Genomic DNA, 12,276 nt, shown 5'->3' on the forward strand with positions numbered 1-12,276 from the left:
GTAACTGCTAACTATATTTTACTCCTCTAATCTGATATCCAAACCTAAACCTTTCAATTCGTGCATAAGTACGTTGAACGATTCTGGTAACCCTGGATCTGGCATGGGTTCGCCTTTTACGATTGCTTCGTAAGTTTTGGCTCTACCTATAACATCATCAGATTTTACAGTTAAAATTTCTCGTAAGGTACTTGATGCGCCGTACGCTTCAAGTGCCCAAACTTCCATCTCACCAAAACGCTGACCACCAAATTGTGCTTTACCACCAAGAGGTTGTTGAGTAATTAATGAGTAAGGTCCAATAGAACGCGCGTGCATTTTATCGTCTACCATATGTCCTAGTTTCAACATATAGATCACACCAACAGTTGCTGGCTGATCGAAACGCTGACCTGTTCCTCCATCGTATAAATACGTATGCCCGTATCTTGGAATTCCAGCTTCATCTGTAAATTCGTTAATTTGATCTATTGTTGCACCATCAAAGATTGGTGTGGCGTATTTGCGATCTAATTTTTGACCAGCCCATCCAAGAACCGTTTCATAAATCTGACCAATATTCATACGTGATGGTACACCAAGTGGATTCAATACAATATCAACAGGTGTTCCATCTTCTAAGAATGGCATATCTTCTTGACGAACGATACGAGCCACAATACCTTTGTTACCGTGGCGTCCTGCCATTTTATCTCCAACTTTAAGTTTACGCTTTTTAGCAATATAAACTTTAGCTAATTTGATGATACCTGCCGGTAACTCATCACCTACAGAAATAGTGAACTTCTCACGACGTAAAGACCCTTGAAGATCGTTTTCCTTAATTTTGTAGTTGTGAATCAAATCGGCTACTAATTTGTTCGTATGATCATCTGTTGTCCATTTTCCAGACACTAAATGCGCATAATCATCAACAGCATTTAACATTTTAAGTGTGAATTTTTTACCTTTTGGTAATACTTCCTCACCTAAATCATTAAAAATACCTTGAGCCGTTTTACCATTTACAATAGCGAAAAGTTTTTCGATTAAAACATCCTGTAAATCATCAAACTTTCTATCGTATTGTGCTTCAAGCGCTAAAATATCATCTTTATCCTGAGCTCTTTTACGTTTGTCTTTTACCGCTCTAGCGAATAATTTCTTCTCAATTACAACACCATTTAATGAAGGTGATGCTTTTAAGGATGCATCTTTTACATCACCAGCTTTATCACCAAAAATCGCACGTAATAACTTTTCTTCAGGTGTTGGATCGGATTCTCCTTTAGGTGTGATTTTACCAATTAGGATATCGCCAGGTTTAACCTCGGCACCAACGCGAATCATTCCGTTTTCATCTAAATCTTTAGTCGCTTCTTCAGAAACGTTAGGAATGTCATTAGTCAACTCTTCGTTTCCTAACTTTGTATCTCTAACTTCTAAAGAATACTCATCAATATGAATCGATGTGAAAATATCTTCACGAACCACTTTTTCAGAAATCACAATCGCATCCTCAAAGTTATACCCTTTCCAAGGCATAAAGGCCACTTTCATATTTCTACCTAAAGCAAGCTCGCCTTTTTGAGTCGCATACCCCTCACATAAAACTTGACCTTTAGTTACCTTATTACCTTTAACCACGATTGGTTTAAGGTTAATAGAAGTGCCTTGGTTTGTTTTTCTGAATTTCACTAATTGATAGGTTTTAATATCGCTATCAAAACTTACTTTAGCTTCATCCTCAGTACGAGCATATTTTATTTTAATCTCATTGGCATCAACATACAGCACTTCTCCATCACCTTCAGCATTTATCAACACACGCGAATCTGAAGCTACTTGACGTTCAAGACCTGTTCCTACAATTGGTGCATCAACTCTTAATAACGGCACTGCTTGACGCATCATGTTAGATCCCATCAAGGCTCTATTTGCATCATCATGTTCTAAGAACGGAATTAAAGATGCAGATATAGATGAAATTTGATTTGGTGCAACATCTGTATAATGTAATCCAACAGGATCAATTACAGGGAAATCGCCTTCCATTCTTGCAATAACCTTGTCATGCAGAATCTTACCGTTTTCATCAACCTTAACTGTAGCTTGCGCAATCAGTTTATCTTGCTCTTCTTCAGCACTTAAATAAATAGGTTCGGTTTTAATATCAACCACCCCATCAGTTACTGGTCTATATGGCGTTTCGATGAAGCCCATAGAGTTCACTTTCGCAAATACTGAAAGTGACGATATTAAACCAATATTTGGTCCCTCTGGCGTTTCAATAGGACATAAACGTCCGTAGTGCGTATAATGTACATCACGAACCTCGAATCCTGCACGCTCTCTAGATAAACCTCCAGGTCCAAGAGCAGACAAACGACGCTTATGCGTAATTTCGGCTAATGGATTGGTTTGATCCATAAACTGTGATAACTGATTGGTACCAAAGAATGAATTAATAACAGAAGATAAGGTCTTTGCATTAATTAAATCTATTGGTGTAAACACCTCGTTATCACGAACGTTCATACGCTCACGAATAGTACGTGCCATCCGCGCTAGACCAACTCCAAACTGTTGAGATAATTGCTCACCAACAGTACGTACACGACGGTTAGATAAGTGATCAATATCATCAATCTCTGCTTTTGAGTTGATAAGCTCGATTAAGTATTTTATAATGGTGATGATATCTTCTTTGGTAAGCACTTGCTTATCCATACCGATATCCAAACCTAATTTCTTGTTCATTCTATAACGACCTACTTCTCCTAAAGAGTAACGTTGGTCACTAAAGAACAACTTATCTATAATACCACGTGCTGTTTCCTCATCTGGCGGCTCAGCATTACGTAATTGTCTATAGATATGTTCAACGGCTTCTTTTTCAGAATTCGTTGGATCTTTTTGAAGGGTATTATGAATAATGGCATAATCCCCTTGCTCAGCACTTTCTTTATGTAATAAGATGGTTTTAACACCAGCTTCAAGAATCTCTTCAACATTTTCTTTATCAAGAACAGTATCACGGTCAAGCACAATTTCATTACGCTCGATAGATACTACCTCGCCTGTATCTTCATCAACAAAATCCTCATGCCATGTGTTTAAAACACGTGCTGCTAATTTTCTTCCTAAGTATTTTTTTAATCCAGATTTTGATACTTTGACCTCTTCGGCTAAATCAAAAATCTCTAAAATATCCTTATCACGCTCAAATCCAATAGCACGGAAAAGTGTCGTAACAGGTAATTTTTTCTTTCTATCAATGTAAGCATACATCACTTGATTGATATCTGTAGCAAACTCTATCCAAGATCCTTTGAATGGTATAACTCTTGCTGAATATAATTTTGTTCCATTGGCATGGAATGATTGACCAAAAAACACACCTGGTGAACGGTGCAATTGAGATACTACAACACGTTCTGCACCATTGATACAAAATGTACCACTTGGCGTCATGTAAGGTATTGTTCCTAAATACACATCTTGAACAATGGTCTCGAAATCCTCATGTTCAGGGTCCGTACAATATAACTTTAACCTTGCTTTTAGCGGAACGCTGTAAGTAAGTCCTCTTTCAATACACTCATCAATAGCATATCTTGGTGGGTCTACAAAGTAATCTAGAAATTCTAAAACGAATTGATTACGTGAATCTGTAATTGGGAAGTTTTCCATGAAGGTATTATACAGACCTTCATCACCTCTTTCTTCAGATTTTGTTTCTAATTGGAAAAAATCCTGGAAGGATTTAATCTGAATATCCAAGAAATCCGGATATTCCGTTCTATTTACAATAGAGGAGAAATTTAATCTTTCAGCTTGTGTTGATAACATCAATGGACGGAATTTTGATTAAAAAAAATAGTGATAGCGTACTTAAATATTATATACGCAAAATGGTTTAGGTCTTGAAGATAACCTCCAGACCTAAACCTTTATGTTGTTTGGTTGTTAAGCTTACTTAAGCTCAACCTCTGCTCCAGCTTCTTCTAATTGCGCTTTTAATGCTTCAGCTTCATCTTTAGAAACTGCTTCTTTAATTGGGCTTGGTGCATCGTCAACTAAACCTTTAGCTTCTTTTAAGCCAAGACCTGTTAATTCTTTTACTAATTTAACAACTGCTAATTTAGAACCACCAGCGGCTTTAAGGATAACATCAAACTCAGTTTGAGCTTCTTCAGCGTCTCCACCAGCAGCAGGGCCAGCAGCAACTGCTACAGCAGCAGCAGCAGGCTCGATACCATACTCATCTTTTAATATAGTAGCTAACTCATTTACTTCTTTTACCGTAAGGTTAACCAATTGTTCTGCGAAATCTTTTAAATCTGCCATTTTTCTATCGTTTTAATAAATTTTTAATAATAATATAATTGTAATAAAGTGCGTACTATTTAAGTATTATCCCTCTTTTTGAGATAATGTTTTTAAGATACCTGAAAGTTTACCACCACTTGATTGAAGTGCTGATATAACGTTTTTAGCAGGAGATTGTAATAAACCAACAATCTCTCCTATCAATTCTTCTTTAGATTTGATATCTACTAACATATCTAATTGCTCATCGCCAATGTAAACCGCTTCTTCAATAAACGCGCCTTTTAATAAAGGTTTGTCTGATTTTTTTCTAAAAGCTTTAATTACCTTAGCTGGAGCATTTCCAGTTTCTGAATACATTACTGAGGTGTTTCCTTTTAAAACTGTTGGAAGGTCTCCGAAATCTCTATCAGAAGCTTCCATAGCTTTTTCAAGCAATGTGTTTTTAACAACCGCTAACTGTACGTTGGCCTTAAAACAAGCGCGACGTAAGTTTGAAGTAGTACCTGCATTTAATCCTGAAATATCTGCTAAATAAATGTTAGCATTATCAGCTAATTGTACAGTTAACTCTTCGATTACTTGTGATTTTTCTTCTCTTGTCATAATAAAAGTCTTTAACTAATTAACCGATTTTAGGATCAACAGCTACACTAGGACTCATTGTAGAAGACATAAATATGCTTTTTACGTAAATACCTTTTGATGCAGTTGGTTTCAGTTTCATTATTGTTGTTAATAATTCATTTGCATTACCTGCAATTTTATCAGCACTAAATGATGCTTTTCCTATAGCAGCGTGAACAATACCCGTTTTATCAACTTTAAAGTCAATTTTACCAGCTTTCACCTCTGTTACGGCTTTTGCAACATCCATAGTCACCGTACCTGTTTTTGGGTTAGGCATTAAACCACGTGGGCCTAATACACGTCCTAAAGGACCTAACTTACCCATTACACTTGGCATGGTAATAATGACATCTACGTCTGTCCAACCACCCTTGATTTTATCAAGGTACTCGTCTAAACCAACGTAATCTGCTCCAGCTTCTTTAGCTTCTGCTTCTTTATCTGGAGTTACTAATGCTAATACTTTCATATCTTTACCAGTACCATGAGGAAGCGATACAACCCCTCTCACCATTTGATTTGCTTTACGTGGATCTACTCCTAAACGTATTGCTAAATCTATTGATGAATCAAATTTAGTATTGGTAACTTCTTTAATCAATGCTGATGCTTCATCAACAGAATAAAGTTTTCCTTTTTCTATTTTTGCTAAAGCCTCTTTTTGCTTTTTTGTTAATCTTGCCATTTTTTAATGTCTTTAATAGATTAATTAGGAAATTTTCCTGTTACGGTTATTCCCATAGATCTCGCTGTACCAGCAACCATTTTCATAGCAGACGCAGTAGTAAATGCATTTAAATCTACCATTTTGTCTTCTGCAATAGTTTTAATCTGATCCCAAGATACTTTAGCTACTTTTTTTCGGTTTGGCTCTCCAGAACCTTTTTTCACCTTGGCTGCTTCTAATAATTGGACTGCTGCCGGAGGCGTTTTGATTACAAAGTCAAATGATTTGTCTTTGTAAACAGATATCACCACTGGTAATACTTTACCTGGCTTATCTTGTGTTCTAGCATTGAATTGCTTACAGAACTCCATGATGTTAACACCTGCAGCTCCTAAAGCGGGTCCAACCGGTGGCGACGGATTCGCAGCACCTCCCCGAACTTGTAACTTAACTACTTTACCTAATTCCTTTGCCATTTTTAATAATTTAATTTGATATGTACTTTATAGGTGGAAGCCCAAGAACACATCATTTATATAGTGTAACACTTATTATACTTTTTCAACTTGCATATAACTTAGCTCTAATGGTGTTTTTCTTCCGAAAATCTTAACCATGACTTCTAGTTTACGCTTCTCTTCGTTTATCTTTTCAATAGTACCATCAAATCCATTAAATGGACCGTCAATAACTTTAACGGTTTCACCTTTGGTAAATGGAATGGCAACATTTGCACTTTCTTCAACAGACAACTCATCAACCTTACCTAACATTCTGTTTACTTCAGACTGCCTTAACGGCACAGGATCTCCTCCTTTTGTTTCACCTAAAAATCCAATAACGTTGGTTACCGATCTAATAATGTGCGGTACTTCACCAGTTAAATTGGCTTGAACCATAATATATCCTGGGAAAAAAACTTTTTCTTTATGTACTTTTTTTCCGTTACGTATTTGGATGACTCTCTCGGTAGGTACTAAAACCTGATCAACATAATCTTGAAGACCTAAACGAGCGATTTCATTCTCAATATATGTCTTAATCTTATTTTCTTGACCACTTACGGCCCGAATAACATACCATTTTTTTTCACTTCCTTCAGACATAAAATCTTCTTTTAACCGTTAATCCATTCAAAGTAAAATGCTATGACCTTGCTGAACACTGTATCTACACCCCAAATTGCTAAAGAGAATATAATGGAAAACACCGCTACCAAAACTGTTAAACTTTGTGCTTCTGCCCATGTAGGCCAACTCACATTATTCTTAAGCTCACCGAAGGATTCTTTTATATAATTTACAATTCCAGCCATTTATAATTATTGTTTTAAAAGGATTAATTTTCCGTTAAGGGTATATTAAATGAGAAATTTAGCCTTTCAGTTTATTGTTTTATGAGAAATTCACTCTACTATGAAGCAAGTTTCTTTTTAAGCACGGGTTGAGAGACTCGAACTCCCGACACCTGGTTTTGGAGACCAGTGCTCTACCAACTGAGCTAAACCCGTAAATATAAGTCAAGGTATTCCGAAATCCCGATGACTATCGGGAGGAATACCTTAGCTTAGTATTTATTTAAACTGTATTAGTCTAATATCTCAGTTACCTGACCAGCACCAACTGTTCTACCACCTTCACGGATAGCGAAACGTAAACCTACGTTCATAGCAATTGGTTGAATCAGCTCAACAGTAATTGTTAAGTTATCTCCAGGCATAACCATTTCAACACCATCAGGAAGCGCAATGTTTCCTGTTACGTCAGTTGTACGAACGTAAAACTGTGGACGGTAGTTATTATGGAATGGGGTATGACGGCCACCTTCTTCTTTTTTAAGGATATAAACCTCAGCTTTAAATTTAGCATGTGGTGTTACAGATCCTGGCTTAGTAATTACCATACCACGAGAAATCTGTGATTTTTCAATACCTCTTAATAAGATACCTGCATTATCTCCGGCTTCACCTCTATCAAGGATTTGACGGAACATTTCAATACCTGTTATAGTAGAAGTTAATTTCTGTGCACCCATACCAATAATCTCTACAGGATCTCCAGTGTTAGCAATACCCGTTTCAATACGACCAGTTGCAACAGTACCACGACCAGTAATAGAGAATACATCTTCGATAGGCATTAAAAAAGGCTTATCAACTTCTCTTAAAGGCTCTTCAATCCAAGTATCAACAGCTTCCATTAATTCCAATACAGTATCCACCCATTTTTGTTCACCGTTAAGTGCACCTAAAGCAGAGCCTGCAATTACAGGACCGTTATCGCCATCATATTCATAGAAAGACAATAAGTCTCTTACTTCCATGTCTACTAATTCGATTAATTCTTCATCATCAACCATATCCACTTTATTCATGAATACAACAATTCTAGGAATACCTACTTGACGACCTAATAAGATATGCTCACGGGTTTGTGGCATTGGACCATCTGTTGCCGCAACAACAAGAATGGCACCATCCATTTGTGCAGCACCTGTAACCATGTTCTTTACGTAATCGGCGTGACCTGGACAGTCAACGTGCGCGTAATGACGATTAGCTGTTGCATATTCTACGTGAGAAGTATTAATTGTTATACCTCTTTCTTTTTCTTCTGGAGCGTTATCAATTTGGTCGAATGATCTTGCTTCTGAGAAACCTGCATCAGCTAATACTTTAGTAATAGCAGCAGTTAAAGTTGTTTTACCGTGATCTACGTGTCCAATTGTACCAATATTTAAATGTGGTTTTGAACGATCGAAAGTTGCCTTTGCCATGTTTTTTTAATAATTTAATCTTAGTTATATAATAATATTAGTGTATTCTACTTTTTAATCTTTAACTATAGAGCCAATGACGAGATTTGAACTCGTGACCTCTTCCTTACCAAGGAAACGCTCTACCCCTGAGCTACACCGGCAATTTATTTACGATTGCCGATTCAAGATTTACGATTCGTAAATCGCATATCGTAACTCGTAAATTTATAGAGCGAGAGACCGGGTTCGAACCGGCGACATTCAGCTTGGAAGGCTGACGCTCTACCAACTGAGCTACTCTCGCATTTATAATTAAGTTTCCTTAACTAATGGTTTTCAATATTTCAAAAATCTATTCATGTTTTTTTTGGATTACCTTCCCTTCGGTCGGTGATCCTGGATTGGTGACCCAATCCAACCAATTTTTAAATGCAGTTTTACAAAAGCCAGCTTTTGACAACTCCTTATTAAAAATTGTTTGTGGGGAGAGCAGGATTCGAACCTGCGAAGACGTAGTCAGCAGATTTACAGTCTGCCCTCGTTGGCCGCTTGAGTATCTCCCCAATTGAATTTATTTCATTATTTTTAAGAACTTGCTCAAACCAAATAATGTTTTGAGATTCCTGCCTTCGCAGGAAGTTTTGAGCCGATGGAGGGACTCGAACCCACGACCTGCTGATTACAAATCAGCTGCTCTAGCCAGCTGAGCTACATCGGCGTTTTTTTTAGCAGTTTTCCGCATAAAAAAAGTCCGCTATTTCTAACGGACTGCAAATGTATATAATAATTTTTTTATTCAAAACATTTTTTAAGAAATTTTACTATAAATGTGCTCTTAATTTTTCTTTTCGTTTTTTTAACTGTCTTTCTAGTGATGAAGCTGCCATATCTAGACCTTCTTCAAAGCTTTTACATTGCTTTTTTACTACAAAACTATCTCCTGGAACACTTAATTTCGCTTCAAATATCTTATTTTCTTTATTGTTAGTGTTATCTAATTTTAAATAAACATCTGATTTAATGACTTTATCATAAAATAAATCTAATTTATCCATGCGCTTTTGAATAAAATCAATTAGCTTTTGGTCTGCATTAAAATTAACGGATTGCGTGTTTACTTTCATACTACTTTGTTTTGGTTAGACAATAAATTATATGCTTCTATTTTTTACTTCTTGGATGTGTATTAACATGCACTTTTTTCAACTCACTAATACTATTATGTGTATAAATTTGAGTTGCCGCTAAACTTGAGTGCCCCAGAAGTTCTTTAACCGCATTTAAATCTGCGCCTTGATTTAGTAAATGCGTAGCGAAAGAATGTCTCAATATATGTGGACTCTTTTTTACTTTTGAAGACGCCAAACTAAAATAATCATTTATTATTCTGTAAACAAGGGTTTCATATATTTTAACGCCTTTTTTCGTTAAAAACAATATTTCTTCATCTGAAATACTTGGCAAATCCTCACGCTTTTTTAAATAGGCTTCCAATGTGGTACTCACTGCATGTAATAACGGTACAATGCGTTCTTTATTTCTCTTACCTAACACCTTTAACGTCTTGTTATGTATATTAAAACTAGTCAGCTTTAATTCCACCAACTCGATGCGCCTGATACCCGTTGAATAGAATAGTTCTATAATTAACTTATCACGCACACCTTCGAAACTGTCCTTAAACTTAGCATCATCTAACACTGACGCTATTTCTTTTTCTGAAAAAGGCACTTGAATTTTTTTACTGGTCTTTAAAGCTTTGTGTTTTGCAAGCGGATTTATATTAATATCGCCTACTTTTAAAAGAAACTTATAATAGGTATTTAATGCCGATACTTTTCTGTTGATGCTTCTGTTGGCTATTCCTGATTCTACTAAAAGCACAATCCAAGATCTTATTTGCAAATAATTAACCTGACTCACATCATCTGTATCGTATTCAGATTTTACAAATTCTGAAAAACGCACTAAATCATTTAAATAAGCTTTGACTGTTAAAGCAGAATAGTTTTTTTCTAACAATAAATAATCTGTAAACGGTTTGAAAGGCATATTCAGTGTTCAGTGTTCAGTGTTCAGTGTTCAGTGTTCAGTGTTCAGTGTTCAGTGTTCAGTGTTCAGTGTTCAGTGTTCAAGATACAACGTTTTATTTTACAATATTCTTTGTTTTTAAGTTTAAGGCAAAAAAAATCCCACTTAAAAAGCGGGATTTAATGTTATTAGAGTTGCATACTAAACATTTTCTGCATCTCTGAATTTTTGGATGTATTTTGCTTTTTGAACTTGCGCTCTAAGTAAAACAGAAGGTTTGTTAAACTGCTTACGTACTTGTAATTGACGTTTAGTTCCAGTTCTGTCAAACTTTCGCTTATAACGCTTTAACGCTCTATCTATATTTTCTCCTTCTTTAATTGGTACTATTAACATAGTGTCTTAACCTCCTCTCTTTTAGAATTTTCAGGATGCAAATATAAAACTATTTTATTTCCTATTCTCAAATTTATTATTTTTTTAATTTGGAGCCCAAACAGAATAACTTTTTGGTGGTACTTGGATTTTCACCCATTTACCTCCTTGGGTTACAGGCTGCCAACTTGAGTGTCCAGTATAATCTTTAATAAGTGTATTGGACCAATTGGTTTCAACCCATCTTTCTTGCCAATTATTTGAATTATTAATATAAACAACTAATCCCGAGCCATTATTTCCATTTCGTCTTGCCACGTATTCATCATCATCTACGTGCAAAATTGTTGTAGTACCACTAGCCAAATTATTATGTATCCAAACAAGGTTGTTCAACCTTTCCTTATTCAACCATTCTTCATAATCTTTATAAAAAATTGCTGGATAGCCTTCATGCGTTAGAATATAAGAATATGCCAATATTTTATTAGTTATTATTTCATCTGTATCATGGTTTGTTACAAATGTTACAGCTTTAGATGCATTTTGCTTCCACAGCATATTATCATTTAAAGCATTCAGGTTATTTCCCACAAATGCATCTTTCATTTTATAATAACAGGCAAAATCAAAAGCGCTTGCTTCTGCAACTCCAGTCCACCAATCTAATGTAGACACATTACTATCCCAATATTCACCTACTGAAAAACCTCCTACTTCATTTTTCCATTCTTTTACAACCCATGGTTCAAATCCTTTTACATAATCAAAACGCCAACCATCAAAACCAATAATATCTCTATAATATTTAGCTACGCTATTTGCATTTTTCCACAGCCAATCTTGCACATACGTTTGATGATGGCACAAATCTGGAAAACCACCAAATGCACCACTATCATTTGAGTGGACATTATTCTCATGAAAGTCTGTAGCGGACCGATAGAAATTGCCTGATAATGGATTAAAGTCTGTCCACGTATTACCTCCTGTATAAGGATTTGCTTCACTATCTCCTCCACTATTATGATTAATAACAATATCAGCTATTACATTAAGTCCGTATTGGTGCGCATTATCGATCATTGTGGTAAGCTCTGTTCTTGATCCAAACCGTGTTTCTATGCTTCCCATTTGATTATATTCACCAAAATCAAAATAATCAAAAGGGTCATAACCCATAGAAAAAGGTCCATTTTGTGCTTTAGACACTGGAGGTAGCCAAATAGCATCAATTCCTGCATCACTCCAATCCTGAACTTTTGTATTAATCGTATTCCACCAGGTACCTCCTGCCGGAACATCCCAATAAAATGCTTGCATCATGACACCAGATCCAATAGGTTTCAAACCTGTAGTTAGACTTGATTGATGTGAAGCTGAATATAAATTTGGTTGTTCGGTGGAATTTACTTCTTCTATGGATAATTGTTCTTGATTACAGCTAAAAATAAATAACAATAAAATCCACAGATAACTTGTTTTAAAATTTTTCATAATTAATA

Annotated in this window: 12 protein-coding genes and 5 tRNA genes; all 17 read right to left on the reverse strand. The window is 35.8% G+C overall.

Annotation, left to right across the window (positions count from 1 at the left end; translation table 11 throughout):
* Window positions 1-18: 18 nt before the first annotated feature.
* Window positions 19-3,831, reverse strand: a complete 3,813-nt coding sequence (gene rpoB / locus FAF07_RS02910; protein ID WP_142783700.1) for a DNA-directed RNA polymerase subunit beta — start codon at window positions 3,829-3,831, stop codon at window positions 19-21.
* A 123-nt stretch (window positions 3,832-3,954) separates the two neighbouring features.
* Window positions 3,955-4,329, reverse strand: a complete 375-nt coding sequence (rplL, locus tag FAF07_RS02915; protein ID WP_142783701.1) for a 50S ribosomal protein L7/L12 — start codon at window positions 4,327-4,329, stop codon at window positions 3,955-3,957.
* Between the two features lie 66 nt (window positions 4,330-4,395).
* Window positions 4,396-4,917, reverse strand: coding sequence for a 50S ribosomal protein L10 (rplJ, locus tag FAF07_RS02920; protein WP_142783702.1), 522 nt, complete (start codon window positions 4,915-4,917; stop codon window positions 4,396-4,398).
* A gap of 19 nt (window positions 4,918-4,936) precedes the next feature.
* Window positions 4,937-5,626: a 50S ribosomal protein L1 gene (rplA, locus tag FAF07_RS02925; RefSeq protein WP_142783703.1), complete on the reverse strand. Its 690-nt coding sequence runs from the start codon at window positions 5,624-5,626 to the stop codon at window positions 4,937-4,939.
* Window positions 5,627-5,646: 20 nt separating this feature from the next.
* The gene (rplK, locus tag FAF07_RS02930) at window positions 5,647-6,084 is read right to left on the reverse strand and encodes a 50S ribosomal protein L11 (protein WP_142783704.1); all 438 of its coding nucleotides are present in this window, start codon (window positions 6,082-6,084) and stop codon (window positions 5,647-5,649) included.
* A 75-nt stretch (window positions 6,085-6,159) separates the two neighbouring features.
* Complete coding sequence (gene nusG, locus FAF07_RS02935; protein WP_142783705.1) at window positions 6,160-6,714, reverse strand: transcription termination/antitermination protein NusG; 555 nt, start codon at window positions 6,712-6,714, stop codon at window positions 6,160-6,162.
* An 11-nt stretch (window positions 6,715-6,725) separates the two neighbouring features.
* On the reverse strand, window positions 6,726-6,923 hold the full coding sequence (gene secE / locus FAF07_RS02940; protein WP_142783706.1) for a preprotein translocase subunit SecE: 198 nt from the start codon (window positions 6,921-6,923) through the stop codon (window positions 6,726-6,728).
* A gap of 122 nt (window positions 6,924-7,045) precedes the next feature.
* Window positions 7,046-7,118: transfer RNA gene (locus FAF07_RS02945), tRNA-Trp, on the reverse strand.
* Between the two features lie 77 nt (window positions 7,119-7,195).
* The gene (gene tuf, locus FAF07_RS02950; protein WP_142783707.1) at window positions 7,196-8,383 is read right to left on the reverse strand and encodes an elongation factor Tu; all 1,188 of its coding nucleotides are present in this window, start codon (window positions 8,381-8,383) and stop codon (window positions 7,196-7,198) included.
* Window positions 8,384-8,454: 71 nt separating this feature from the next.
* Window positions 8,455-8,526: transfer RNA gene (locus tag FAF07_RS02955), tRNA-Thr, on the reverse strand.
* A 70-nt stretch (window positions 8,527-8,596) separates the two neighbouring features.
* Window positions 8,597-8,669, reverse strand: a tRNA-Gly gene (locus FAF07_RS02960).
* A gap of 177 nt (window positions 8,670-8,846) precedes the next feature.
* Window positions 8,847-8,928: transfer RNA gene (locus FAF07_RS02965), tRNA-Tyr, on the reverse strand.
* 81 nt (window positions 8,929-9,009) lie between these two features.
* Window positions 9,010-9,083 (reverse strand) — tRNA-Thr (locus FAF07_RS02970).
* A gap of 103 nt (window positions 9,084-9,186) precedes the next feature.
* Complete coding sequence (gene hpf, locus FAF07_RS02975; RefSeq protein ID WP_142783708.1) at window positions 9,187-9,489, reverse strand: ribosome hibernation-promoting factor, HPF/YfiA family; 303 nt, start codon at window positions 9,487-9,489, stop codon at window positions 9,187-9,189.
* Window positions 9,490-9,526: 37 nt separating this feature from the next.
* Window positions 9,527-10,417: a tyrosine-type recombinase/integrase gene (locus tag FAF07_RS02980; protein ID WP_142783710.1), complete on the reverse strand. Its 891-nt coding sequence runs from the start codon at window positions 10,415-10,417 to the stop codon at window positions 9,527-9,529.
* Between the two features lie 180 nt (window positions 10,418-10,597).
* On the reverse strand, window positions 10,598-10,792 hold the full coding sequence (rpsU, locus tag FAF07_RS02985) for a 30S ribosomal protein S21 (protein ID WP_142783711.1): 195 nt from the start codon (window positions 10,790-10,792) through the stop codon (window positions 10,598-10,600).
* An 84-nt stretch (window positions 10,793-10,876) separates the two neighbouring features.
* The gene (locus FAF07_RS02990; protein ID WP_142783712.1) at window positions 10,877-12,268 is read right to left on the reverse strand and encodes an alpha-amylase; all 1,392 of its coding nucleotides are present in this window, start codon (window positions 12,266-12,268) and stop codon (window positions 10,877-10,879) included.
* Window positions 12,269-12,276: the final 8 nt, after the last annotated feature.

The sequence above is a fragment of the Changchengzhania lutea genome (genome assembly GCF_006974145.1).
In the GTDB taxonomy this organism is placed as follows: domain Bacteria; phylum Bacteroidota; class Bacteroidia; order Flavobacteriales; family Flavobacteriaceae; genus Changchengzhania; species Changchengzhania lutea.

Coding starts and splice junctions, on each gene's coding strand:
- rpsU (WP_142783711.1), bottom strand. CDS start 10,792: ATGTTAATAGTACCAATTAAAGAAGGAGAAAATATAGATAGAGCGTTA.
- FAF07_RS02990 (WP_142783712.1), bottom strand. CDS start 12,268: ATGAAAAATTTTAAAACAAGTTATCTGTGGATTTTATTGTTATTTATT.
- rpoB (WP_142783700.1), bottom strand. CDS start 3,831: ATGTTATCAACACAAGCTGAAAGATTAAATTTCTCCTCTATTGTAAAT.
- rplK (WP_142783704.1), bottom strand. CDS start 6,084: ATGGCAAAGGAATTAGGTAAAGTAGTTAAGTTACAAGTTCGGGGAGGT.
- nusG (WP_142783705.1), bottom strand. CDS start 6,714: ATGTCTGAAGGAAGTGAAAAAAAATGGTATGTTATTCGGGCCGTAAGT.
- hpf (WP_142783708.1), bottom strand. CDS start 9,489: ATGAAAGTAAACACGCAATCCGTTAATTTTAATGCAGACCAAAAGCTA.
- rplL (WP_142783701.1), bottom strand. CDS start 4,329: ATGGCAGATTTAAAAGATTTCGCAGAACAATTGGTTAACCTTACGGTA.
- rplJ (WP_142783702.1), bottom strand. CDS start 4,917: ATGACAAGAGAAGAAAAATCACAAGTAATCGAAGAGTTAACTGTACAA.
- secE (WP_142783706.1), bottom strand. CDS start 6,923: ATGGCTGGAATTGTAAATTATATAAAAGAATCCTTCGGTGAGCTTAAG.
- tuf (WP_142783707.1), bottom strand. CDS start 8,383: ATGGCAAAGGCAACTTTCGATCGTTCAAAACCACATTTAAATATTGGT.
- rplA (WP_142783703.1), bottom strand. CDS start 5,626: ATGGCAAGATTAACAAAAAAGCAAAAAGAGGCTTTAGCAAAAATAGAA.
- FAF07_RS02980 (WP_142783710.1), bottom strand. CDS start 10,417: ATGCCTTTCAAACCGTTTACAGATTATTTATTGTTAGAAAAAAACTAT.